Annotated in this window: 17 protein-coding genes; 12 read left to right on the top strand and 5 right to left on the bottom strand. The window is 69.9% G+C overall.

What is annotated here, in order from left to right; all coding sequences use genetic code 11:
* Positions 1 to 231: 231 nt before the first annotated feature.
* Positions 232 to 7,155: a DUF7507 domain-containing protein gene (locus ACWAT3_RS05845; RefSeq protein WP_460796655.1), complete on the bottom strand. Its 6,924-nt coding sequence runs from the start codon at positions 7,153 to 7,155 to the stop codon at positions 232 to 234.
* A gap of 103 nt (positions 7,156 to 7,258) precedes the next feature.
* Between ACWAT3_RS05845 and ACWAT3_RS05840 the strand changes: the two genes are divergently transcribed.
* The 4 genes from ACWAT3_RS05840 (at position 7,259) to ACWAT3_RS05825 (ending at position 13,267) form a co-directional block, all read left to right on the top strand.
* On the top strand, positions 7,259 to 8,548 hold the full coding sequence (locus tag ACWAT3_RS05840) for a M18 family aminopeptidase (protein WP_460796654.1): 1,290 nt from the start codon (positions 7,259 to 7,261) through the stop codon (positions 8,546 to 8,548).
* Positions 8,549 to 8,663: 115 nt separating this feature from the next.
* Positions 8,664 to 11,192 carry an MSCRAMM family protein gene (locus ACWAT3_RS05835; protein WP_460796653.1) on the top strand — a complete coding sequence of 843 codons (2,529 nt, stop codon included), beginning with the start codon at positions 8,664 to 8,666 and terminating at the stop codon, positions 11,190 to 11,192.
* A 75-nt stretch (positions 11,193 to 11,267) separates the two neighbouring features.
* Positions 11,268 to 12,719, top strand: a complete 1,452-nt coding sequence (locus tag ACWAT3_RS05830; protein ID WP_460796651.1) for a purine-cytosine permease family protein — start codon at positions 11,268 to 11,270, stop codon at positions 12,717 to 12,719.
* The gene (locus tag ACWAT3_RS05825) at positions 12,716 to 13,267 is read left to right on the top strand and encodes a cysteine hydrolase family protein (RefSeq protein ID WP_460796649.1); all 552 of its coding nucleotides are present in this window, start codon (positions 12,716 to 12,718) and stop codon (positions 13,265 to 13,267) included. The genes ACWAT3_RS05830 and ACWAT3_RS05825 overlap by 4 nt, the downstream gene beginning before the upstream one ends.
* A 31-nt stretch (positions 13,268 to 13,298) precedes the next feature.
* Here the strand turns inward: ACWAT3_RS05825 and ACWAT3_RS05820 are convergent, their stop codons facing one another.
* Positions 13,299 to 14,006: an MBL fold metallo-hydrolase gene (locus tag ACWAT3_RS05820; protein WP_460796647.1), complete on the bottom strand. Its 708-nt coding sequence runs from the start codon at positions 14,004 to 14,006 to the stop codon at positions 13,299 to 13,301.
* Between the two features lie 73 nt (positions 14,007 to 14,079).
* Between ACWAT3_RS05820 and ACWAT3_RS05815 the strand changes: the two genes are divergently transcribed.
* Positions 14,080 to 14,604 (top strand): TetR/AcrR family transcriptional regulator, encoded by a 525-nt coding sequence (locus tag ACWAT3_RS05815; protein WP_460796646.1) that lies wholly within the window; start codon positions 14,080 to 14,082, stop codon positions 14,602 to 14,604.
* A gap of 6 nt (positions 14,605 to 14,610) precedes the next feature.
* Here ACWAT3_RS05815 and ACWAT3_RS05810 read toward each other — a convergent pair whose 3' ends face one another.
* Positions 14,611 to 14,904: an HNH endonuclease signature motif containing protein gene (locus ACWAT3_RS05810; protein ID WP_460796645.1), complete on the bottom strand. Its 294-nt coding sequence runs from the start codon at positions 14,902 to 14,904 to the stop codon at positions 14,611 to 14,613.
* A 166-nt stretch (positions 14,905 to 15,070) separates the two neighbouring features.
* Between ACWAT3_RS05810 and kynA the strand changes: the two genes are divergently transcribed.
* Genes kynA through ACWAT3_RS05775 form a run of 7 tightly spaced genes read left to right on the top strand, consistent with a single transcriptional unit; the run spans position 15,071 to position 20,186 of the window.
* A complete protein-coding gene (gene kynA / locus ACWAT3_RS05805) occupies positions 15,071 to 15,925 on the top strand; it encodes a tryptophan 2,3-dioxygenase (RefSeq protein ID WP_460796643.1) in 855 nt (284 codons plus the stop codon).
* 1 nt (position 15,926) lies between these two features.
* Positions 15,927 to 16,844, top strand: a complete 918-nt coding sequence (locus tag ACWAT3_RS05800; protein ID WP_460796641.1) for a hydrolase — start codon at positions 15,927 to 15,929, stop codon at positions 16,842 to 16,844.
* Between the two features lies 1 nt (position 16,845).
* The gene (locus ACWAT3_RS05795; RefSeq protein WP_460796640.1) at positions 16,846 to 18,054 is read left to right on the top strand and encodes a kynureninase; all 1,209 of its coding nucleotides are present in this window, start codon (positions 16,846 to 16,848) and stop codon (positions 18,052 to 18,054) included.
* 23 nt (positions 18,055 to 18,077) lie between these two features.
* Positions 18,078 to 18,914, top strand: coding sequence for a PaaX family transcriptional regulator (locus tag ACWAT3_RS05790; RefSeq protein WP_460796638.1), 837 nt, complete (start codon positions 18,078 to 18,080; stop codon positions 18,912 to 18,914).
* 9 nt (positions 18,915 to 18,923) lie between these two features.
* Positions 18,924 to 19,460 (top strand): DEAD/DEAH box helicase family protein, encoded by a 537-nt coding sequence (locus ACWAT3_RS05785; RefSeq protein ID WP_460796637.1) that lies wholly within the window; start codon positions 18,924 to 18,926, stop codon positions 19,458 to 19,460.
* A gap of 28 nt (positions 19,461 to 19,488) precedes the next feature.
* Complete coding sequence (locus ACWAT3_RS05780; RefSeq protein ID WP_460796635.1) at positions 19,489 to 19,854, top strand: YidH family protein; 366 nt, start codon at positions 19,489 to 19,491, stop codon at positions 19,852 to 19,854.
* Complete coding sequence (locus tag ACWAT3_RS05775; RefSeq protein WP_460796633.1) at positions 19,851 to 20,186, top strand: DUF202 domain-containing protein; 336 nt, start codon at positions 19,851 to 19,853, stop codon at positions 20,184 to 20,186. Before ACWAT3_RS05780 ends, ACWAT3_RS05775 begins: the two co-directional genes overlap by 4 nt.
* A 10-nt stretch (positions 20,187 to 20,196) precedes the next feature.
* On the opposite strand, the gene ACWAT3_RS05770 is transcribed toward ACWAT3_RS05775, so the two are convergent.
* The gene (locus tag ACWAT3_RS05770; RefSeq protein WP_460796632.1) at positions 20,197 to 20,682 is read right to left on the bottom strand and encodes an FBP domain-containing protein; all 486 of its coding nucleotides are present in this window, start codon (positions 20,680 to 20,682) and stop codon (positions 20,197 to 20,199) included.
* A 295-nt stretch (positions 20,683 to 20,977) separates the two neighbouring features.
* Entirely contained in the window at positions 20,978 to 24,418 is a 3,441-nt protein-coding gene (locus ACWAT3_RS05765) for a bifunctional proline dehydrogenase/L-glutamate gamma-semialdehyde dehydrogenase (RefSeq protein ID WP_460796630.1), read from the bottom strand.
* Between the last annotated feature and the right edge of the window lie 35 nt (positions 24,419 to 24,453).

Genomic DNA, 24,453 nt, shown 5'->3' with positions numbered 1-24,453 from the left:
AGCGCTTCACCGGCCTGAAGGTGAAGAACGGCAACGCCACGATCGACGTCGTCTACGTGTCGCACCCGAGCATCCCGGACGAGACCTTCGCCGCGCCCGTTCAGGGCAAGGGCGAGTTCGTCGCCGTCGTCCCGCCGGAGCCCGGCACCACCGGCAAGTACCAGGTACTGCCGAGGCGTGAGCGGGTGACGTCGACGGGGCGGAGCCGATTCGGCTCCGCCCCGTCGTGCGTCACACCAGCCGGGTCCGACGGATGCGTGCGATCAGCATCCCGAGCAGTCCGAGGGCGATCAGCAGGATCGCCCACCCCAGCCCGGTCACGACGCCGCCGGTCACGGCGAGCTCGGGCAGCTCGACCGTCACGGAATCGGATGCCGTGACCGTCACCGCCCCGCTGATCGCCGTCACGGTCGCCGCGTTCGTCACGGCATGAGCCTTGGCCTCTTCGGCGGTGATCGTGTACGCCACGGGACCACAGGTGAACGACGCGCCGGGCTCGAGATCGGGGGCGTCGCATGCGACGGCGCCGCCGAGCTTCGGGTCGTCGATCGCGATGTCCGTCACGGTGACGGTCCCGGTGTTCGTCACGGTGAACCGGAACTGCACGGTGTCGCCCGCACTGACCTTGGCATCGCCGTTCGCGTCCACGTAGTCCCCGCCGGTCTTCTCCACCGACACGGCCGACTGCCCGTCGATCGACGTCGTGACGCTCGCGTCGGCGGTGACCACAGCGGAGCCCGCTCCCCGCGCCGACGCGGATGCCGTGTTCACGACCTCGCCCGCATCGATGTCCGCCTGCGTGAGCGCCACGGTCACCGGGCCGCACAGCACCATCTCCGCCGGCGCGACGGTCGTCGCCTCGCATGTGATCTCGCCGTCGATCATGGCGTCCGCGATCGAGAGCTCCGACACGGTGGTCGTGCCGGTGTTCGTCACCGCGAACGTGTAGTCGATCGTGTCTCCGGCATCCGTGACACCGTTGCCGTTCGCGTCCTCGATCGCGGCGGCCGATTTCACCAGGCCGATGCCGTCCGCACCTGTGACCGCGACGTCGGCCGAGGCGCTGTCGTCCACCGGCCCCAGTCCGTCGCCGCTGGCCGTCGCCTCGTTGTGCACGGACTGCGCATCGACGTCGACCTGCGTGAGCACGTACGCGACCGGGCCGCACTCGACGGCCTCGCCGGGGGCGAGTTCCGCGCCGTCCAGAGCCGGGCAGTCGACCGCTCCGCCGAGCAGCGGGTCGTCGATCTCGAGATCCCGGAGGGTGGTCGTGCCGGTATTGCGCACCGTGAACGTGTAGCCGATCTCATCCCCGGCACCGATGCGTCCGTCGCCGGTCATATCCGCCGGAGCGGCCGCGGTCTTGTCGAGCGAGATGCCGTCCGCACCGGCGATGATCACGTCGACGCTCGCGGAATCGGTGCTCGTCCCTGCCGTCACGGTCGCCTCGTTGTGCACCCCTTGGGCTTCCACGTCGTCCTGCGTGAGCTCGTACACGTACGGCCCGCACTCGATCGCCTCCCCCGGTGCGATGGATGCTCCGGCGATCGCGGGGCAGTCCAGCACGCCGCCGAGCAGCGGGTCCTCGAGCTCGGCATCCGAGAGCGTCGCGGTGCCGACGTTCGTGACGGTGAACACGTAGGAGATCTCGTCTCCCGCGCCGATGCGTCCGTCAGCGGTCGCATCCGCGACGGCATGCGCCCTCTTGTCGAGGTGGATCGCGGTGGTGCTGTCGATCGTGGACTCGGTGGACGCGGTGTCGGTCACGTCGCCGTCGGGAGCATCGGCGGTCACGGTCGCGGTATTGCGCACCACGCCGCCGTCGATGTCCTCCTGAGTGAGCGTGTAGACGACGGGCTCGCACGTGATCGTCGCCCCGGGCGCGAGTTCCGCTTCCGCCGCGGAGCAGGCGATCTCGCCGCCCAGCATCGGATCGGACACGACGATGCCGGACAGGGTCGTGGTCCCCGCGTTCGTGATCTCGAACGAGTACTCGATCGTGTCGCCGGCGCCGAGCGCGCCGTCGCCGTCGGCATCCACCGGCAGCGCGGCCGTCTTCACCAGATGCACTCCGTTCACCGCGGCGATGGTCACGGTCGCCTCGGCATCGTCGGCGACGGTTGCGCTCGGCGACGTCGCCGACACGGATGCCGTGTTGCGCACGACTCCGGCGTCGATGTCCTCCTGGGTCAGCGTGTAGCGGACAGGGCCGCACGCGACGTCATCGCCGGGAGCAAGGGCCGCCGCCGCATCCGCGCAGTCGAGCGCGCCGCCCAGCAGCGGGTCGTCGATCACGGCGGCCGTGAGCGTCGTCGTCCCGGTGTTCGTCACCGTGAACGCGTAGTCGACGGCGTCGCCGGCGCCGATGCGTCCGTCGCCGTCGATGTCGGTCGGGGTGCCGGCCGTCTTGACCAGCTCGATCGCGTCCGTGCCGGTGACCGGGGTGTCCGTGGCCGCTGCATCCTGCGTCTCACCGATCGAGGACTGCGCGACGACCGTCGCCTCGTTGTGCACCGATCCGGCATCCACGTCCTGCTGCGTCAGCACGTACGCGAAGGGCCCGCAGTCGACGGCATCCCCCGGGGCGAGCGAGGGCTCGGCGAGCGCCGGACATTCGATCGCGCCGAGCAGCGGGTCATCGAGGACCGCATCCGTGAGCGTGATCGTGCCGGTGTTCGTCACGGTGAACGAATACTCGACCGCATCGCCGGCGCCGATCATGCCGTCGCCGTCCGTGTCCGCGGGCGTCGTCGCCGTCTTGATCAGATCGATCTGGGGCACGCCTTCCAGCAGGACCTGCGTCGACCCGTCGTCCTGCACCGGCTCGCGTCCGTCGCCCGCGACCGTCGCCGTGTTGTCCACGACGCCTGCGTCGATGTCGTCCTGCGTGATCGTGTACGTCACGGGGCCGCAGTCGACGCTCTCGTCGGGCGCAAGCGTCACGGCGCCCTCGTCGAAGCATCCAAGATCGCCGCCGAGCATCGCGTCGGTGAGCGTGTCGACGGTGACGGTCGTCGTGCCGCCGTTCACGACCGTGAAGCGGTAGCCGATCTGATCGCCGGCGCCGTAGCGGCCGTCGCCGTCGACGTCGGTGAGGGCGCCGACCGTCTTGCGCAGCTCGATCGCATCCGTGCCGTCGATCGCGGTGTCCGCTTCGGCGGTGTCAGTGATCGGGCCTCCCGGTGCGATGGCCGTCACGGTCGCCGTGTTGTGCGCCGAGCCGGTATCCACGTCGTCCTGCGTGAGCGTGTACGTCACGGGACCGCAGTCGACGCTCGCACCGGCACCGAGGATGCCGTCCGCGCTCTCGCAGGCGATGACGCCGCCGAGCATGTCATCGACGAGCGCGACGCCGGCGAGCGTCGTCGTACCGGTGTTGGTCACGGTGAAGCGGTACTCGACCGTGTCGCCGACGCCCAACGAACCATCGCCGTCGACGTCCACTGCATCGCCAGCCGTCTTGTCCAGGCTGATGCCGTTCACCGCGGGGATGAGGACGGTCGCCTCGTCGTCGTCGCTGACGGGACCCCGAGGCGAGGATGCCGAGACGGATGCCGTGTTCACGACGCCACCCGCGTCGACGTCGCCCTGAGTGATCGTGTAGGTCACCGGGCCGCATTCCGCCACGTCCCGCGGCGAGAGCGTCACATCCTCGAGCTCAGGGCAGACGATCGCTCCCCCGAGCAGCGGGTCGGTCAGCGCCAGGCCGGTCAGCGTCGTCGGTCCGGTGTTCTGGACGGTGAAGCTGTACGCGATCTCGTCCCCCGCGCCGATGCGCCCGTCGTCGTTCGTGTCCGTCGGCTGTCCGGCGGACTTGGTGAGTTCGATCGCACCGCTACCGGTGATAGGCGTCGTCGTGGAGTCGGTGTTATTCGATTCGTCTGGGTCGGCGGTGGCCGACGAGACGGTGACTCCGTTCGTCACCTCCGCCGCAGCCGTGGAAGGGTCGACGGTCGCGGTGTACTGCAGCTGCCCGCCGGCGCCGGACGGGAACGAGTCGACGACGCAGCGGAACTCGTTTCCGGCGATCGTGCAGCCAGGAATGGTCGTGGTCACATCGATCAGCTCGGGGGGCAGCGGGTCGGAGATCACCATGTCGATCGCCGCGTTCGGGCCGAGATTCTGCACCGTCAGCGTGTAGGTGATCTGCCCGTTGACCGGAACGGGATCGGGGGAAGCGGTCTTCACGACCGAGAGGTCGGCGGAGGCCGCGACTGTGACGTCGACGGCGTCGATGAGGTCCGACTCGTCCGGATCCGGCGTCTCGGCGGAGGCCATCACAGTGTTGGTGAACGTTCCTTCAGCGGTCGCGACGGCCGAGATCGTGATCGTCTCCTCAGCCCCGGGTTCGAGCGTTCCCACCGCCCATCCTTCGACCGACCAGGTGCCGACCGAAGCATCGGCGGAGACGAGCGCGATGCCGTCCTCCACGACTTCGTCGACGAAGACACCGGTGGCGTCCGACGGCCCGTCGTTGCGCACAGTGACGAGATAGGTGACCTCTCCGTCGAGAGCGACGGCGGGGGTGGATGTCGTCTTCGTCACCGCGAGATCGGCAGACGGGGCGAGCGGGACCACCACGGTGTCGGAGTAGTTGTCGTCGTTCGGATCCGGCGTGGCGGATGCCGCATTCGCCGTGTTGCTGAGGCTCCCTGTCATCGAGGGATCGATCGTGCCGGTCACCGTGATCGAACGGCTCTCGTCCGGCGCGAGGTCCCCGATGCCACACGCGCGGATCGATCCGAGACCTCGGCAGTCGACCTCGGCGATCGTTGGATTCAGCAGACCGGCCGGCAGGAACTCGGTGAGGGTGACCGCGCGCGCCGTCGAGGGGCCGTCGTTCGTCACGGTGATGGTGAACGTCTGCTCCGTGCCCGGGACTCCGGTCGTCGGCGATGCGGTCTTCTCGATGCCGAGGTCCGCCTGCTGCTCGACGGTCACGGTCGCGGACGCCGAGTTGTTCGTGGTGTCCACGTCCTCGGCCGGGGAGCCGATGGACGCGGTGTTGATCACGGAACCGGCCGGAGCGTCCGGTGCGACCAGGACGGTCACCTCGACCGTGGCCGTCTCCGCGTCCGCGAGGGTGGCCCAGTCGCAGCGCATCGAGGCAGAGGTGAACGTGCACGACGCGCCGGTGGGCTCGGTCACGCTCACCACCGTCATCCCCTCGGGCACGGTGTCCGTGAGCACGGCGTTCTGCGCGTCCGACGGTCCGATGTTCTCGACCCCGATCGTGTAGGTGAGCTCGTCACCCGCGGTCACTGTCGATGCCGACGCCGTCTTGGTCACCGCGAGGTCGGCTTCGATCGTCGGATCGAAGCTGGTCGAGCTGGCGTTGTTCGTGGCATCCGTGTCTGAGGTCGACGTCGTGATCGTCGCGGTGTTCTGGACGACCGCTTCGGCATCCGGATCCAGATCGACGCTCACCGTGACCGTCGCCGTCGCTCCGGGCGCGAGCGCACCGATCGCGCACGAGACGGTCGCGTCGTCGACATCGCACGACCCGGCGCTCGCCGTGGCGCTCACGAACGTCGTCTCCGGGTCGAGCGGATCCGTGATCACGACGTTCTGAGCCGTCGACGGCCCGGAGTTCGCTGCGGTGATCGTGTATACGGCCTGATCTCCCGCGACCGGGGACTCCGGTGCGAACGATTTCTCGATCGAGACGTCCGCCGCCGAGGTGACCGTGTCGCTCGCCGTGGAGATGTTGTTCGACATGTCCGGGTCTGTGACGGCCGACGAGACCTCCGCGGTGTTCACCACCGCGGAACCGGCCGCGGCATCCGAGGCGAGCGTGCCGGTGATGGTGATCTCGGCGGTCTCCCCCACGGCGAGCGCGCCGCCGGCGCAGTTCACGCTTTCGGCGACCAGGCAGGAGCCGTTGGTCGACTGCGCCTGCACGCCGGTCACGGCAACCGGAATCGGGTCATAGACCTCGAAGTCGTCGACTGCCTGAGGGCCGTTGTTCTCGACGACCAGCGTGTACGACACGGGTTCGCCCGCGACGAGCGGAGCGGTGTCGAGCGTCTTGGTGATCTCGAGGTCCGCGGCGTTCCCCACCGGCGTCTCGGTGGTCTGCGTCGTGGACACCCTGTCCTGTCCCACGACGTCGTCCCGGAAAGCGACCTGCGCCTCGTTCGGGATCGTGGTGGCGGCACCGTCGATGTTGACGCGCGCGTCGAACGAGTACGTGGTGGTCGTGGCGGCGCCGATGGCGCCGCCGACGGTCGGGGATGCCGCATCACCGAGCCGGACGCGCACCGTGCGTTCGGCCGATGCGTACTCCCCTCGGTCATCGCCCGCGGCATCTGTGAGCGCACCGACACCCGACCCGCTCACGATCCGCAGCGATCCGGGGACGAAGTCCAGTCCGGGGTCGAGGACGTCGGTGGCGACCGATTGCCGGGCGGAATTTCCGCCGTCGTTCCGCGTCGTGACCGTGTAGCGCAGGACATCGCCGACCTCGGCATCCGTCCCGCCGGACGTGACGTTCTGCACGGTCTTGTCGCTGATGAGGCAGGGCCCCGTGCCGAAGGTGATGTTGTCGAGCAGGTTGCCGACCGCGGCGTTGCCTCCCGCAGAGCTGACCGCCTCGAAGGCGAAACGCGTCGTGGTCTGTCCGGCCGGCACCGTGTACGTGCCGGTGTGCGCACCCCACGCGAGTCCGTCGCTGATGTTCGCGCCGTTCTGGACCGGTGCGGCCGGAGGACCGATGAGCACCCGCATGACGTCGGTGCCCGAACGGCCGCGATGGTTCAGAGACCAGGACAGCGTCTGCCCCGGAGTGGTCGCGACGTCCTGATAGAGCCGGCTGGCGCTGTACGCGTTCAGTTCGGCGAACTGGACGCCCTCGGCGGAGGCGACACCGCTGAAGCCGCTGCTCCAGATCTCGATCTTGTTCTGCACGTCGTTCGTGAACCACCCCGGCACGGCCGATTCGTCGAGGAGCGAGTACCTGCCGGCCGGGACAGTCGGCTGCTCGAAGCCGCCGTTCACGAGACCCACGGAGTTCTGACACACCGTCGGGTCCTGCGCGGCGAGCGCGGGCGTCGGGTCGGCCACGTCGGCGATGATGCCCAGCATCGATGCCAGGAGCACGGCGCTGACCGCCAGGGCGGTTCCACGGATGGTCCTCGGTCGAGTCAGTGATGGCACGTCGGTGTCCTCTCAGAGCTACCGGTCATGCTAGCCGTCGCGTTCATCCGGCAGAACCGTGAGTAATAGCATCGAGATGATGTCCGCCTCCGGAAGGTCCCCCATGCCCGTCTCCCCCGCCGCCCGCTCCCACGCCGACGATCTCGCGGACTTCGTCGCGGCGTCGCCGTCGAGCTACCACGCCGCGGAAGAGGTCGCCCGGCGCCTGCAGGAGGTCGGCTTCGTCCGGCTCGGGGAAGAGGATGCCTGGCCAGCGCAGCCCGGCGGACGCTACGTCGTGGTCCGTGACGGCGCCGCCATCGCGTGGGCCGTGCCCGCCGATGCGAACTCCACCACACCGTCCCAGATCTTCGGCGCCCACACCGACTCCCCCGGATTCAAGCTCAAGCCGAAGCCCACCACCGGCTCCCGCGGCTGGCTGCAGGCGGGCGTCGAGGTCTACGGCGGCCCGCTGCTGAACTCGTGGCTCGACCGCGAGCTGCGCCTCGCCGGGCGTCTGGCGCTCGCCGACGGCCGCGTCGTGCTCGCCGACACCGGCGCCCTGCTGCGCCTGCCGCAGCTCGCCGTCCACCTCGACCGCGAGGCCAACACCGGACTCGCGCTGGACAAGCAGTTCCAGACCCAGCCGGTCTGGGGTCTCGGCGACCCGTCCGAGGAGGACCTGCTCGGCGAGCTCGCCGCATCCGCCGGTGTGGATGCCGCAAGCATCCGAGGCTTCGACGCCGTCGTGGCTGATGCCGCGCGCGGCGCGGTCTTCGGCAAGGACGATGCGTTCTTCGCGTCCGGCCGCCTGGATGATCTGGCCTCCGTGCACGCCGGTGTCGTGGCGCTGGGCGCCCTCGCGTCCGCACCGCTGGCCTCTGGCGGGATCGCCGTGCTCGCCGCGTTCGACCACGAGGAGCTCGGCTCCTCCTCGCGCTCCGGCGCCGCCGGCCCCTTCCTCGAGGACGTCCTGGTGCGCATCTATGCCGGTCTCGGTGCGGATGCCTCGGAGCAGCGCCGCGCGTTCGCGGCATCCTGGTGCCTGTCCAGCGATGTCGGCCACTCGGTCCACCCCAACTACGCGCACAAGCACGACCCGGTGGTGCAGCCGCTGCTCGGCTCGGGTCCGATCCTCAAGGTGAACGCGAACCAGCGCTACGCCACGGATGCCGTGGGCGCCGCTGCCTGGGCCGCCTGGTGCGAATCAGCCGGCGTCGCATCGCAGGAGTTCGTCTCGAACAACGCCGTCCCGTGCGGGTCGACGATCGGCCCGATCACCGCGACGCGCCTCGGCATCCGCACCGTGGACGTCGGCATCCCGATCCTGTCGATGCACTCCGCGCGCGAGCTCGCCGGCGTCAGCGACCTGTACGACCTCGCCGGGGTCGCTAGGGCGTTCTTCGCGGCCTGAACTCGCAGCGGTGCGATATATCGGTAAGAGCCGACGGATTTCTCCCTCGCCGTATCGCGATTCCGGGTGACTCGATACGTTGAGGTGACCTCCGCCCTCGACCGGGAGAAGCCGCATGTCGCGTACGCGCACCGTCCGTTCCGATCGTCGACGAGGTTCTAGAGGCCTGCTCGCCCTCCTGGCCGCGGCGATGCTCGTCGCACCGGCAGCCGGCGGGGCGCTCTCCGCGTCCGCGGCGAGCACGGTGACCTGGGCGACATGGGCTCCGCTCACAGGCGGCGCCAACGATTACTCGACCGCGATCTCGTTCACCGATCGGCCCGCCCTCAGCGCGACCGTGACGAGCGACTCCCGGGGTGGCGCCACTGTGCCCACGGGAACCTCGACGTGGCTGTCCGAGGGGACGCCGGTCGGCGCGAAGTACGGCAGCAGCGAGAACAGCCCGTACCTGAACCTGCGCCCGAAAGCCGACAACGCCTCGTCGCCGTCGACGACGACCTATGCGTTCGATCGCCCCACCCCGGCATCCGGCTGGGCGTTCACGCTCGGCGACATCGATGCCGATGCCGTCCGGCTTTCCGCCATCACGGCCTCCGGTGCACGTGCGACGGCGGCCGATCTCGGTTTCCAAGGCGGGTTCAACTACTGCGCGCCCGGTGTCGCGGGCAAACCCAACTGCACGGGTGACGCCGCTGACGTCCCGCAGTGGGATGCCGACGCGCTCACCCTGACCGGCAACGCGCAGGCACTCGACACGTCGGGCGCCTCGGGCTGGTTCGAGCCGACCGTCTCGCTGTCGACACTGACCATCGAGTTCACGCGTCGCGCCGGCTTCCCCGTCTACCAGACCTGGTTCTCGGTCATCGCCCGCGACATCACCGGCACGGTCACCGACACGGATGCCGGCGCGGGTCTCGAGGGCGCGACGCTCACGCTGATCGACGCGAACGGCGAAGTCATCGCGACCACGACGTCTGGCGTCGGCGGCGCGTATGCGTTCCCCGGCCAGATCGCGACCGACGGCTACGCGGTCACCGTGCAGCCGCCCGCGGGGAAGATCGCGGTCGTCGGCTCCGGCGCGGCTGATCTGCGCACGACGGATGCCGTGGTCGATCTGTCGGTGCGCGACATCATCCCTGTCGCCGTGTCCGGCACGGTGCGCGACGAGGACGGCAACCCTGTGCCGGGGGCGACGGTCACGATCCCCACCGACGAGGGAGATCTGACGATCGTGACCGGCCTGGACGGCACGTACCTGTTCGACGAGGTCCCGGTGGGCACCTGGCAGCCGACGGTGACGCCGCCATCCGGATACGCCGTGCAGACGGCGCCGCCGTCGATCACCATCGAGTTGGGCGATACCGCCCCGATCGAGAACGTCGACGCGGTGCTCAACGAGAACGCGTCGCTGTCCGGACGTGTGTGGATCGCCGGCGAAGGCGTCGCGGGCGTCGTCCTGCACCTGGACGGCCCCAGCGGCCCGATGACCGCGGTCTCGGACGAGAACGGCGCGTACTCGTTCGCCGGTCTGCCGCCCGGCGACTACAGCGTCGTGATCTCAGAGGATGACATTCCGCCCGGAACCTACGTCCAGACCAGTTCTCGAGGCCAGACCGTCGGCGACGAGGACATCACCGACGCGGACTTCTCGCTCGGCCGGTACGGCACGGTGCTGGGCAGCGTGCGCGATGACGCGGGCAACCCTGTTGCCGGCGTGACTCTGAACGTCACGTGGGTGGACGAGACCTCGTCGGTCGCGACCGCCGAGGACGGCACCTACAGCGTGACCGAGCTGCTCAACGGACGGCACACGATCGAGGTCGTCGCTCCGGAGGGCTACGAGATCGTGGGCTCGCCGACGATCACCGTCACGATCACGGATACCGGCGAGATCTACGAGGAGCAGAACTTCACGCTCCTCGCCCCCGATCCGGGCGAGGCGGAAACCGATGCGGATGCCGCGGTCGACGCGGACGCTGCCGTCGACGCAGACGCAGCCGTCGACGCAGACGCAGCCGTCGATGCAGACGCAGCCGTCGACGCGGACGCCGCCGTCGACGCAGATGCGGCCGTCGACACAGGCGCTGCCGTAGATGCGGACGCCGCCGTCGACACAGACGCTGCCGTAGATGCGGACGCCGCCGTCGACACAGATGCCGCAGTCGACACAGATGCTGCAGTCGACACAGACGCAGGAGTAGATGCCGACGCCGCCACCGCCGTCGACGCAGATGCTGCCGTCGACACCGACGCCGCGGTCGACGCAGATGCCGACGTCGACGCGGACGCCACGGTCGAAGCGAACGCCGAAGCCGACGCCGGCGCCGCAATCGACGCCGCCGCAGCCGCCGATGCGGATGCCTCCGCCGCGGCGGACTCCGATGCGACGGGATCCGACGCGGGCACACTCGGAGGCACTGCCAGCGCGAGCGCCGACGCCACCGCGGCGGGGACAGACCCGTCGGACGCCGGCACCGCCGGCGGAGGCACCAGCGCCACCTCACCCGGCACCGACGCGACCGACCCGGACGACCTCGCCACCACCGGCGCTCCGTTCCCGTTCGCACTCGTGGGACTCGGGGCGTTCGCGATCGGCGTCGGAGCGGTGCTGACGATCCGCCGGGGGCGCGCCGCGAACAGCTGACCCTGCCGCCGCCGCGCGGTGCCAGGATGAGTTCCATCGAGCGGCTCAGCCAGCAGCCGCCTTCGGGAGGCAGTCATGTCCGAGAACATCGCCGCGGCACCGGCCCTGATCGAGCGCGCCGGCATCGAGATCATCCCCGAGTCCGAGCGCACCGCGAAACCCCGTGACCTGTTCTGGCCGTGGTTCGCCGCGAACGTGTCGGTGTTCGGGATGTCGTACGGGTCGTTCGTGCTCGACTTCGGCATCTCGTTCTGGCAGGCGACGCTGGTGTCGGTCATCGGCATCGTGGTGTCGTTCCTGCTGTGCGGGCTTATCGCCATCGCCGGCAAGCGCGGGTCGGCGCCGACCATGGTGCTTTCTCGTGCGGCGTTCGGAGTGCAGGGGCAGAAGGTCCCCGGCATCGTGAGCTGGCTGACCTCGATCGGCTGGGAGACGTTCCTCGCGATCATGGCGGTGCTCGCGACCGCGACCGTCATCACACAGCTCGGCGGGGATGGCGACAGCGTGTGGCTGAAGATCGCCGCCACAGCGATCGTCGCAGCGCTCATCGTCGCGGCATCCGTCCTCGGTTATCACACGATCATGCGCCTGCAGTCGGTGCTCACCTGGATCACCGGCGTCGTGACGATCCTCTACATCATCCTCGCGTCCTCGCACATCGATCTCGCCGCCGTCATGGCGCTGCCCGCCGGTGGCATCGGGCAGGTCACCGGCGCGCTCGTCATGGTCATGACCGGGTTCGGGCTCGGCTGGATCAACATCGCCGCCGACTGGTCGCGCTACCAGAAGCGGACCGCCTCCGATGGGGCGATCGTCGCCTGGAACACGATCGGCGGCTCGATCGCCCCGGTCATCCTGGTCGTCTTCGGCATCCTGCTCGCCGGTTCCGATGCCGAGCTCAGGGCCGCGATCGCGGCCGACCCGATCGGAGCCCTGGCGACGATCCTGCCGACCTGGGTGCTCGTCCCGTTCCTGCTGACCGCCGTGCTCGCGCTCGTCTCGGGCGCGGTGCTGGGCATCTACTCCTCCGGGTTGACGCTCCTGAGTCTCGGCATCCGCATTCCGCGCCCGTCGGCGGCAGCGATCGACGGCGTGATCCTGACGATCGGAACCATCGTCGTGGTGTTCTTCGCGACGGACTTCCTCGGTCCGTTCCAGAGCTTCCTCATCACACTCGGCGTCCCGCTCGCATCGTGGGCCGGCATCCTGATCGCCGACGTCCTCCGACGGAAGAAGGACTACGACGAGGCGGCCCTGTTCGACAGCTCAGGACGCTACGGCGCCTGGGACTGGACCTCGATCGGCACGATGATCGTGACAAGCGTCATCGGCTGGGGCCTGGTCATCAACAACTTCGCCGACGCCGCCCCGTGGAACAACTGGCAGGGCTACCTGCTGTTCCTCATCGGCGGCCGGGACGGTGAGTGGGCGTACGCGAACCTCGGCGTCTTCTTCGCCCTGGTGCTGTCGTTCCTCGTGACGTGGTTCGCCCGCGCCGGGAAGATCCGCCGGCAGGAGCAGTCATGACGCGGGCCGACTGGCTCGTCGTCATCGATCCGCAGGCGATCTTCGCGTCGCCCACGTCCGCCTGGGGGTCGCCGTTCTTCGGCCGGGCGATGCCGCGGATCCGCGAGCTCGCCGACGCGTTCGGCGAACAGGTGATCGTGACGCGCTGGATTCCGACAGCCGACCGCACGACGTCGTGGGGCGACTACTTCGCGGACTGGCCGTTCGCCGACCAGCCGACGAGCGACCCGCTCTTCGCGCTCGTGCCCGAGGCCGCCGAGCTGTCGCCGCATCCGACGCTCGACCTGCCCACGTTCGGGAAGTGGGGCGCCGAACTCGAGGCGATCGTCGGCCGTGGCGCAGGCGTGGTGCTGACCGGGATCTCGACGGACTGCTGCGTGATCTCGACGGCGCTGGCCGCAGCGGATGCCGGGGCGCACGTCACCGTCGCCGCCGATGCATGCGCGGGGTCGACGGCCGAGAATCACGCCGCCGCGGTGCAGGTGATGGGGCTGTACCCGCCGCAGATCACGATCAGCGACACGGCGACCGTGCTCGCCGCGCGCTGAGCGCCAGGCGCCCGCACCCTCAGCGCGGACATCAGGCCGCACGCACGGCCGCGACGAGCTCCGACGGACTCCCGTGCCACGGCGCACCATGCCCGGGCAGCACCCAGGATGCCTCGATGTCCGCGATCCGGCCGAGAGACGCGTCCGCCACCGCGGGCTCATCCGTGAACGGCGCCGGCTGGCCGCCCTCCCGCCCCGTCAGCACGTGCCGCGTCGTCAGCGCGTCTCCGACGAACACGGCATCCGCCGCGGGGATGTGCACGGCGATGCTGCCGGGCGAATGCCCCGGCATCCCGATCACGACGGGCGAGCCAGGCAGGTCGAGGACGTCGCCGTCCGCGACCTCGACGACATCCTGCACGTACTGCGTGCGCATGCCGTTCTTGCGCAGCCCGTACGCGAAGAATCCGAGCGTCGGTCCGAGGCGAGCCGGACCCATCGGCGGCTTGGGCTTCTCCCCGGTTCGGGCGCGATGCGCATCCGCGGCGTGGACGAAGATCGGGGCTCCGGTCTCACGGCGCAGACGTTCGGCGAATCCGATGTGGTCGCTGTCGCCGTGCGTGAGGACGAGCCCGCGCACCTCGGAGAGCGAGCGGCCGATCAGCGCGAGCTCGTCCTGCAGGTCGTTCCAGTGGCCGGGAAGTCCCGCATCCACCAGCGTGATCCCGTCGGGCAGGTCGATGAGATACGAGGCGACGATGTCGTTGCCCAGACGGTGCAGGTGTGGAGCGAGCTTCATGTCCCGTCCTTTCCGATGACATGGCTACGATATGTAGCTATCATGGCTAATGTCAATAGCCATGGAGGAACGCATGCCGACACCCGATCGCACGTCGTACACCGAGATCATCGCGGCGAGCCGAGAGATCCTCGAGCTCTCTGGCCCCGCCGGACTCACCATGCAGGCGGTGGCCACGCGGGTCGGAGTGCGGGCCCCGTCGCTCTACAAGCGCGTGCAGGATCGGGATGCGCTGCTCACCGCAGTGGCCGAGGCCATCGTCGACGATCTCGGCATCCGCTTGGCCGCGGCCGGCGACGATCTCGCGACCCTCGCCGCGGTCTACCGCGCCTATGCGCACGAGAATCCGGAGGGATTCCGGTTGATGTTCGCGGCTTCCGCTCCTCTGCCCGCGCTGGATCGCGCGGCGGCGCCGGTGATCCGTGCGGCGGCCTCGCTGGTCGGCACGAATGCCGCCCTGGACGCGGCGCGCCTGTTCACGGCGTGGGCGACCGGATTCCTGCAGATGGAACTCGCCGGCGCTTTCCGCCTCGGCGGCGACGTGGATCGCGCGTTCGAGTATGGCCTCGAACGGATCCTCACGAGCCTGCGCGGATAGCTCGCCTCAGGCGGCAGTGCCGGTGCGTTTTCGCCTGGGTGCCGTGCGGTGCGGACTGCGGGCGCGGTGCCAGGTCTGGTGCGGGTCCCACCAGGCGGGGCCGCGGATCTCCGGGACCCCGTGGTTCATCCGGATCGTCCACTCGGTCAGATGCAGGGTGCGATGATGCCACCAGCACAGCAGCACCCCGTTGTCGGTATGGGTGGGGCCGCCGTCGGCATGCTCCCGGACGTGATGGATCTCGCACCAGGTCGCCGGGACCGTGCAGCCAGGGATGACGCAGCCGCCGTCGCGGACCATGAGCGACGATGCTGTTCATAACCACCATTCAACCCGTGGCCTCCGACATTCGAGCATGCATTCTCCCCAGACCCTCAACCACAGGTTGAACCCAGTTCTCGAAGAGACCCTCGTGCCCCGCATTTCAGATCTGTGACGATCGTCACGTGAGTGATACTGTTCGAACGTGAGCTCCGAACAGAACGAACGCGCCCTGGAAGACGGCATCGTCACCGATCTCCGCGACCGGATGACGTACGGCTCCTACCTCGAGCTGGACACGCTGCTGTCGGCTCAGCATCCGGTCAGCCGGCCGGAGCATCACGACGAGATGCTGTTCATCATCCAGCACCAGACCACCGAACTCTGGCTCAAGCTCCTTCTGCACGAGCTGACCAGCGCGCGGGATCTGCTCGCCAGCGACGACCTCCGCGAAGCGCTCAAGCGCATCGCACGCGTCAAGCGGATTCAGGACGTCATGACGCAGCAGTGGTCGGTGCTCGCCACCCTGACGCCGACCGAGTACGCGCAGTTCCGCGGCGCGCTGGGCAATTCGTCCGGTTTCCAGTCGGTGCAGTATCGCGCGGTCGAGTTCGCGCTCGGCAACAAGAACGAGCGGATGCTGTCGGTCTTCCGCGATCATCCCGAGAACCTCGCGCTGCTCACGACCGAGTACGAGCGCCCCACGCTCTACGACGAGTTCCTCCGCTTCGCCGCGCGCCGCGGGCTGCCGATCCCCACCGACATCCTGGAACGAGACGTCCGCGAGCCGTACCGTCCGCACCCCGAACTCGTCGCGGCCATCCGCGAGATCTACCAGAATCCGCAGACCCACTGGGATCTGTACGAGGCGTGCGAGGACCTCGTCGACCTCGAGGACAACTTCCAGTTCTGGCGGTTCCGGCACCTGAAGACCGTGACGCGCACGATCGGCATGAAGCACGGCACCGGCGGATCCAGCGGAGCAGCCTTCCTGCAGCGCGCACTCGAGCTGACGTTCTTCCCCGAGCTCTACACCGTCCGCACGGAGATCGGCGGCTGAGATGCCGACGCTGCGACGGGTCGCCGGCGGAGTGATCAGCGGCGGATTCACCGATCACCACGTGCATCTGCAGCTGGTCGATTCCGCGCTTCTCGCTGACTCCGTGCTCGGCCGTGTGATCGATCTCGGCGGGCATCCGACGGTCGTGGCCGACCTCGCGGGTCGCAGGGCCGCCCTCGCACCGAGGCCAAGCGGGTCTGAGGAGTCGCGTACCGCGAACAGCGTCGAGATCCGCTTTGCCGGCGCGTTCCTCACTCCCCCGGGCGGCTACCCCGCCGATCGGGCGTGGGCGCCGGCCGGGTCGGTCCGCGAGGTCGCCGATGCGGATGCCGCGGCATCCGCCATCGTGGAGATGAGAGCGGCGGGCGCCTCGTTCATCAAGGTCGCCAGCAACCGCTCGGCCGGTCCGGTGTTCTCGGATGCGATGTTCGGCGCGATCGTCGGGATCGCGGCATCCGCAGACCTGACCGTCGTCGCGCACGCCGAAGGCCCTGGCGAGGCGCAGCGCGTCGCACGTCTGGGCGCAGCCGTCCTGGCGCATGCACCGTTCAGCGAGCGTCTGACGGATTCGGAGATCGCAGCGCACGCAGCATCCGTACGGTGGATCTCGACACTCGCGATCCACGAGGGCGAGACGTACGACATCGCGATCGACAACGTCCGCCGCTTCCACGCGGCCGGCGGCGTGGTGCTCTACGGGACCGACATGGGCAACGGGCCCACGCCCGTCGGCCTCAATCCGCGCGAGATCGAAGCCCTGCGCGCGGCCGGCATCGACGGCGCCGACCTGCTGCGCACACTCGCACCGCAGGACATCGAGGACCCGGCAGCCCGCCTGCTCTTCATCCCCGGCGCGGCGCCCGAATCCGTCGACCCGTTGGGGGCGCGCCCGCTCACCCCTGCCGATCTGGAGGCCTGACATGACCGATCTGCTCTCGCGCGCGCGCGACCTGGACGCCACCGACCCGCTCGCCGAGCATCTGGGCGCGTTCTCCGAAGCGCCGGGCGTCACCGCCTACCTGGACGGGAACTCGCTCGGTCGCCCGCTCGCCTCGGCCGCCGATCGCATCGCCGAGTTCGTGCGACATGACTGGGGCACGCGGCTGATCCGCTCCTGGGATGAGCAGTGGATGGACCTTCCGACACAGCTCGGCGACCGCATCGGCGCCGCGTGCCTCGGTGCGGCTGCCGGCCAGACGGTCGTCGCCGACTCGACGACGGTGCTGCTCTACAAACTCATGCGCGCGGGCGTCGCCGTGCATCCCGACCGCCGCGAACTGGTCATCGAGGAGGGCAACTTCCCGACCGATCGCTTCGTCGCCGAGGGCGTCGCGGCCGAGCACGGCCTCGATCTGCGCTGGATCATGCCCGACCCGGTGCTCGGAGTGCAGGCATCGGACATCGCCGCCGTCGTCTCGGAGCGCACGGCGCTCGTCGTGCTCAGCCACGTCGACTACCGCTCCGGCGCTCTCGCGGACATGGCCGGCATCACCCGCATCATCCACGACGCCGGCGCCCTGGTGCTGTGGGATCTGTGCCACTCGGTCGGCGTCATCCCCACGCAGCTGGATGCCTGGGGCGTCGATCTGGCCGTCGGCTGCACGTACAAGTATCTGAACGGCGGGCCTGGGTCCCCGGCCTTCGCCTACGTGCGCCGCGGGCTGCACGGTGTGCTGCGGCAGCCGATCCAGGGGTGGATGGGCGCTGCTGATGTGTTCGCCATGACCTCGACGTATGCGCCGGACCCCGGCATCCGCCAGCTGATCAGCGGGACGCCGCCGGTCGTCGGGATGCTCGCGATGCAGGGGATGCTCGAGCACATCGAGGATGCCGGGATCGACGCGATCCGCGCGAAGTCGATCTCGCTCACCGAGCTCGTCCTGCAAGCGTACGAGGAGGAGCTGGCGCCGCGCGGCGTCCGGCTGCTGAGCCCGCGTGACGCCGCTGTGCGCGGCAGCCACGTGTCGATCGGGCATCCCGAGTTCCAGCGGGTGACGCAGCAGCTGTGGGCGGACGGCGTGATCCCCGACTTCCGCTTCCCGGACGGCATCCGGCTCGGGCTGTCGCCGCTGAGCACCTCGCACGTGGAGGCGATCACCGGCGTGCTGGCTGTTCGGGACGCTCTGTGAGCGAGGCCAGACCCGCTCCGGCGTTGAGCGAGCAACCGCCGCCCCGCACCGCCGAGGACGACTTCGATGCGCGCCCCGGCAGCACGGCATCCCTGCTGCGCACCGTCGTCGGGCTCTACCTGCGGACGCTGGGCGGCTGGATCTCGACCGCCGATCTCGTGCGGCTCGCCGGCGACCTGGGCATCCCGGCCCCCCGTGCGCGCACCGGCATCGCCCGACTCAAGCAGCGCGGCCTGCTGACGGCGGAGCGGAGGGATGCCGCGGGCTACCGTCTCGACCCGGCCGCGCTGCCGATGCTCGAGCGCGGCGACCGGCGGATCTTCGACATCCGCACCATGACGGACGGCGAGCAGTGGTGCCTGGTGTCCTACTCGATCCCCGAGTCGCGGCGCGAGCTGCGTCATCGTCTGCGGCGCGGCCTGCAGTGGCTCGGAGCCGGCGCGGTCTCCCCCGCGCTGTGGATCCTGCCCGGACACCTGGAGGACGAGGCCGAGGAGCTGCTGCGAGCGCTCGACGTCCGCGACGCCGCCGTGCTGTTCCGCGCCGATGCGCCGCGCGTTGCCGGGTCGCTCGCCGATGCGGCGCACGACTGGTGGGATCTGGCCGCGCTGCGCGCCGAGCACGAGCGGTTTCAGGCCGCGGTGTCCGAGCTTCCGGATGCCGCGACGGATCGCGACGCATTCGTCGCATACGTCCGGCTGATCGACGCGTGGCGGACGCTGCCGTACCTGGATCCTGGACTCCCGGCCGAGCTGCTGCCCGCGGACTGGCCGGGACGCACCAGCTTCGCCGTCTTCGCCGACCTGTCGTCCGAGTTGTCGGCACGGGCATGGACGCACGTCTCGGCCGAGGTCGGCTAGATTCCGAGCATGCGCATCGCGATCTCGGGCACGCACGGCACGGGCAAGAGCTCACTGATCGCCGATTTCCACGCCCGGCACCCGGCGTTCGCGGTGCACGGCGACCCGCACACGGGCGGCGGCGCCAGCGTGGACTCGTTCGTCGACCAGTTCCAGATCGCTGCCCGTCGGCTGCAGCGGATGCCGTCGACCGCCGACACCATCATGGAGCGCTGCCCGCTCGACTTCCTCGCCTACCTCGAGGCGTGGGTGGCGCTCGGGCGCCCCGGCGCCGCCGGGCAGATCGATGATCTCGCGGAGCACGCGGCCGCCGCGATGGAGTCCGTCGATCTGCTGGTGCTGCTCCCGCTCACGCCGGCCGACGGCATCCTGATCCCGGAGTCCGAGGATCTCGAGCTCCGCGAGGAGACGGATGCCGCGCTGCTGCGGCTGTCCGATGACGCCGATCTCGTGCCGGACTCGGCGCGCGTGATCGAGATCGCCGGAACCCGCGAGCGCCGTCTCGCCCTGCTCGAGCGCGAGGCGTTCCCGCAGAGCGCACCGTAGGATTGGAGCCCGACCCGGAGGAAATCGTATGTCCGTCGAGCGCCCCCGCTTCCCCGCTGCCGTCTACCGGCACGGCACGGAGCCCGATCCGCGGTTCAGCCTTGCGAACGAGCGGACCCTCCTCGCGTGGATCCGCACCGCCCTCGGCCTCATCGCCGGTGGAGTCGCGCTCGAAGTCCTTGGCCTCGACCTGCATCCTCAGCTGCGCCTGATCGCATCGCTCGTGCTCATCGTCGCCGGGATCGCGACGCCGCTGCTCGCCTGGATCGGCTGGATCCGCAGCGAGCGCGCCATGCGGCTCGCCGCGCCGCTGCCGGGCTCCCTGCTCGCCCCCCTCGTCGCGGTCGCAGTGACCGCCGCCGGCATCCTGGTGCTCATCGCGGCGCTGCTGTGACGCAGTACGACCCTGGCCTTCAGCCGGAGCGGACACAGCTCGCCTGGCGGCGCACTGCGCTGTCGATCGCGGTCGTCTCGCTCATCGCCGCACGCGCACTCCCGGTGATCTTCGGCTCTGGGCTCTGGGTGATCCCCGGGATCGCCGGCGTCGCGGCATCCGGCCTGTTCTGGGTCGCTTCGGCCCGGCGAGCGCGCGCGCTCGACCGGGCGCTGTCCGCCGGCCGACCGGACCGGATGCCGGACGCGCGGCTCACCGTGCTGCTGGTGGGGTTCGCCACGGCGGCCGGCGTGATGGCACTCGTCGTGCTGGTCGGGGCCGGGATGCGCTGACGCGGGGGTGTCAGCCGCGGATCTCGCGCAGGAACGCCGCCACGTTCTCCTGCAGCTTCAGGATGCGCAGGTCGCGGGCGGTCTCGCGGTCGTAGCCCTCGTAGGCGAGCGGCGGCAGCATCCGGACGTTGCGCGAGCAGCCGAACTCGGCGCACGCGAGCGTGCCGATCGTGTCGCCGTTGCGACCGCGCGGCCCGGCGAGGCGTGCGGCGTAGAACTGCACGTCGTTGCGCAGGGTCACGTCCTCGCACCAGCTGCACTGCGCACGAGTGCGGATGCGCTGCTCGGCACGTTGGAGCAGCGCGCCGGTGAGAACTCCGTCGACCTCGGTCACGATGCAGGCGCGACGCGGATGCTTCGCATCCACCCAGCCCAGATAGTCGAGGCGGTCGAAGTCGATGTCGGCGAGATCGGCCGGCATCGCGAGGGTGGCGGCTTCCTTGCGGGAGGCGTTGATGAGGGAGGCGCGGATGTCGCGCTCGTCGATGGGACGCAAGAGGACTGCTTTCGGACGGCGGCCGGAGGGCCGGAGGAGAAGGGAGAGGTCACGGCATCCGATCAGCGGGATGCCGGGGTACGACGCTTCACCGGGGACGGGAGTTCCGCCTCCGGCTTTCGGTCAGCCTCTGCCGCCGGCGCGATGCGCGCCTGCGGCCACCTTCCGCGCCCCGAGGGCGCTCATCGTGAACAGCACGCCGCGAGTTTACTCCAGCTCCCCGGGAGAACGCCCGCTGTCGCGATCATCGGGGTCGAGGAATCGCCCGCGACCCCGAGCCCGGTCACCCACGGACTCAACGCACGGGCTCCAGCGGCGGCACGTCGTAGCGGCGCGGCGTTCCGAAGCGGTGCGCCGTGATCGACACAGCCTGTTCGCGCAGGAACGTCAGCAGCTCGACGCGCCCTGCCGCCACCACAGGGTTCGCATAGAGCGCCAGGCTGGGAGCACCGTCGACGGCCGCGGCGGTGGCCGCGGCATCCGCGCCGATCAGACGCACCCGACCATCGGATGCCGCGAGGCGACGCGCTCGCGCGGCCCACGCCGTGTCGTCCTCCGTGACGACCGTGACGTCGTGGGCGCCCAGCCAGGTGGCGACGCCGGCGGGCAGCGGCGACGCGATGCTGGCCGTCACGCGCGAGCCCGCCCGGCGCCCCGCAGCCGCGACGCGGATCAGCTCGGCGACGCGCGAGCCTTCGAAGCGCAGCGTCACCGGCACGGCCTGGTAGCGCAGCAGGTTCTGCTCGGTGACGAGGCCGGTCGCGTCTCGGACGATGCCGAACTCGGATGCCCAGGCGTCGATGTCGGTGGCGAGAGCTCCGCGGAGCCACTCGGCATCCGTTCCCTCGACCAGCGCGACCGCCGAGACTGCGAGGCCGTCGAGAGCCGTCTCCGAGCGCACCGCGGCATCCGACCACTCGGAGAGTCCGACGAGGTAGTTCGGCCCACCCGCTTTGGAGCCTGCGCCGACGGCCGCCTTCTTCCAGCCGCCGAACGGCTGCCGCTGCACGATCGCGCCCGTGGTCCCGCGATTGACATAGACGTTGCCGGCCTCGATCGTCGCGAGCCACTGCTGGATCTCGTCCTCGTCGAGCGATTGGATGCCGCTGGTGAGTCCGTAGTCGATGTCGTTCACGATGTCGATCGCCTCATCGAGGCTGTCTGCCGTCATGATTCCGAGCACGGGGCCGAAGTACTCGACCAGGTGGAACTCGCTCCCCCGTGCCACACCCTCGCGGATGCAGGGGCGCCAGAGCCGTCCCTCCTCATCGAGCTTCTCCGGCTCGAGCAGCCAGGACTCGCCGCCGTGCAGCGTCGTCAGCGCGTCGAGGAGCTTCCCCTCGGCAGGGCCGATCAGCGGGCCAATCCGGTTCGAGCCGTCGGTCGGCGATCCGACGTCGTAGGCGCGGACCGCATCGACGAGCTGGCGGCGGAACCGCTCGGATCGCGCGGCCGAGCCGACGAGCACGACGAGCGACGCGGCCGAGCACTTCTGACCGGCATGCCCGAAGGCCGAGTACGCGACGTCTTTCGCCGCGAGGTCGAGGTCGGCGGAGGGCGTGACGATGATGGCGTTCTTGCCGCTCGTCTCGGCGAGCAGCGGCAGATCGGCGCGGAAGCCGCGGAAGAGCTCCGCCGTCTCGAACCCGCCGGTGAGGATGACGCGGCCGACCGCCGGGTCGCTGATCAGCCGGGCGCCCAGGTCACGGTCGTCGAGTTGCACGTACTGCAGCACGTCGCGGGGCACGCCCGCCTCCCACAGCGCCTCGATCATGACGGCTCCGGAGCGCCGCGCCTGGCGCGCGGGCTTGACGATCACGGGCGACCCCGTCGCGAGCGCGGAAAGCGTCGAGCCGGCCGGGATCGCGACCGGGAAGTTCCACGGCGGCGTCACGACGGTGAGGCCGACGGGCGTCATGGTCGCGCCGTCGACATCGGAGAGGGTCCGGGCGGACTCCGCGTAGTAGTGCGCGAAATCGATCGCCTCGGAGACCTCGGGATCGCCCTGCTCGATGACCTTGCCCGCTTCGGATCCCATGACCTCGAGCAGGTCGGCGCGGCGGGCTTCGAGAACGTCGCCGGCACGATGCAGGATCGCGGCGCGTCCTTCGGCGCCGAGCGCGCGCCATGCGTCGCCCGCGGCGACGGCGCGCTCGATCACGGCGGCGACCTGCTCCGGCGTGGACAGGGTGTTCGCCGCGACCGTGTCGTCGCCCAGGGACGACTCGCCCATGCGGGATCGGATGCCGTCGGCCCACGCCCGGTTCGCGGCGAGGGACGGGTCAGTGTCCGGGGTGTTCGCGAACCCGTGCTCCGCAGCGGCGAGCGCCGGCTGCCGCCGGTCCTGGATGCGGTTCGGGCCGGGTACATCGGTCGGAATCGACGCGACGGACGCCAGGAAGCGCTCCTTCTCGCGCTCGAACAGCGCCGGATCCTCATCGAGATCGAAGACCGCGGACATGAAGTTCTCGTGCGACGCGCCCTCTTCGAGCCGGCGGATCAGGTAGGCGATCGCGACGTCGAATTCGTCGGGGTGCACGACCGGCGTGTACAGCAGCAGCGAGCCGACCGTGCGCTTGACCACCTGCGCCTGGGCGCTGGCCATGCCCAGCAGCATCTCGAACTCGATGCCCGCCGTGACGCCACGGCGCTCCGCGAGCAGCCAGGCCAGCGCGATGTCGAACAGGTTGTGCCCGGCGACGCCGATGCGCACGTTCCCTACGTGCTCTGGACGCAGCGCGTACTCGAGCACCGCCTTGTACGAGGCGTCCGATTCCTGCTTGGTCGACCACGTCGCGATCGGCCAGCCGTGCGTCTCGGCATCCACCGTCTCCATCGGCAGGTTCGCGCCCTTGACGACGCGCACCTTGATCGGTGCGCCGCCGCCGGCCACCCTCGCGGCGGCCCACGCCTGCAGACGCATCATGGCGCCCAGGGAATCGGGAAGGTACGCCTGCAGCACGATGCCGGCTTCGAGCCCGTGGAACTCCGGGCGGTCCAGGATGTCGGTGAACACCGCGATCGTCAGATCGAGGTCCTTGTACTCCTCCATGTCGAGGTTGATGAAGGTGTCGTCCTTCACCGCGCGTTCGTACAGCGGGTGAAGGGCCTCCGCCGCATGCGCGACCGCCTCGTCGAACGCCCACGGACTGTGCGGTGCGACCGTGGACGAGACCTTGATGGACACGTAGTCCACGTCGTCGCGCTCGATCAGCCGGCGCGTGCCTTCGAGCCGACGGGATGCCTCGTCGTGGCCGAGGATCGCTTCGCCGAGGAGGTTGACGTTGAGCTTCACCCCCTGCGTCTCGCGAATGTGCGCGATCGCGGCCCCGAGCTTCTCGTCGCGCGCGTCGACGATGAGGTGACGCACCATCTGGCGCAGCACGGCGCGGGCCGCGGAGACGACGATGCCGGGGAAGGCGGTGGACGTCGCACCGCCGAGGCCGATCGCCGCGCGCATCGGCGCGGGCAGGAATCGGGGGGTCAGCGGCACGAGCGCCTTGAGCATGCGGGCCGCGACCTTCGTGTCCTCCGGCCGGACGACGCCGTCCACGAAGCCCACGGTGAAATCCAGGCCGTGCTCGTCGCGCAGGACACCGGCGAGGCGCTCGCCCGCGGCATCCACCGGGATGCCGCGGCTCTCGACGAGCCACTGCCTCACCAGCGCGACGGCGTCGTCGGCGAGTCCCGCGAGGTCGGCGACGGATGCTTCGGCGGAGGATGCAGTTGTGCTCATGGATTCAGTGTGCGCCTCGCGCACTGATCGTGAAC

Source organism: Microbacterium sp. GXF0217, assembly GCF_054798195.1.
Note: the sequence above shows the minus strand (reverse complement) of the source record. Positions and strands in the feature narration are given on the sequence as shown.

Coding starts and splice junctions, on each gene's coding strand:
- ACWAT3_RS05840 (WP_460796654.1), top strand. CDS start 7,259: ATGCCCGTCTCCCCCGCCGCCCGCTCCCACGCCGACGATCTCGCGGAC.
- ACWAT3_RS05835 (WP_460796653.1), top strand. CDS start 8,664: ATGTCGCGTACGCGCACCGTCCGTTCCGATCGTCGACGAGGTTCTAGA.
- ACWAT3_RS05830 (WP_460796651.1), top strand. CDS start 11,268: ATGTCCGAGAACATCGCCGCGGCACCGGCCCTGATCGAGCGCGCCGGC.
- ACWAT3_RS05825 (WP_460796649.1), top strand. CDS start 12,716: ATGACGCGGGCCGACTGGCTCGTCGTCATCGATCCGCAGGCGATCTTC.
- ACWAT3_RS05820 (WP_460796647.1), bottom strand. CDS start 14,006: ATGAAGCTCGCTCCACACCTGCACCGTCTGGGCAACGACATCGTCGCC.
- ACWAT3_RS05815 (WP_460796646.1), top strand. CDS start 14,080: ATGCCGACACCCGATCGCACGTCGTACACCGAGATCATCGCGGCGAGC.
- ACWAT3_RS05810 (WP_460796645.1), bottom strand. CDS start 14,904: ATGGTCCGCGACGGCGGCTGCGTCATCCCTGGCTGCACGGTCCCGGCG.
- ACWAT3_RS05800 (WP_460796641.1), top strand. CDS start 15,927: ATGCCGACGCTGCGACGGGTCGCCGGCGGAGTGATCAGCGGCGGATTC.
- ACWAT3_RS05795 (WP_460796640.1), top strand. CDS start 16,846: ATGACCGATCTGCTCTCGCGCGCGCGCGACCTGGACGCCACCGACCCG.
- ACWAT3_RS05785 (WP_460796637.1), top strand. CDS start 18,924: ATGCGCATCGCGATCTCGGGCACGCACGGCACGGGCAAGAGCTCACTG.
- ACWAT3_RS05780 (WP_460796635.1), top strand. CDS start 19,489: ATGTCCGTCGAGCGCCCCCGCTTCCCCGCTGCCGTCTACCGGCACGGC.
- ACWAT3_RS05765 (WP_460796630.1), bottom strand. CDS start 24,418: ATGAGCACAACTGCATCCTCCGCCGAAGCATCCGTCGCCGACCTCGCG.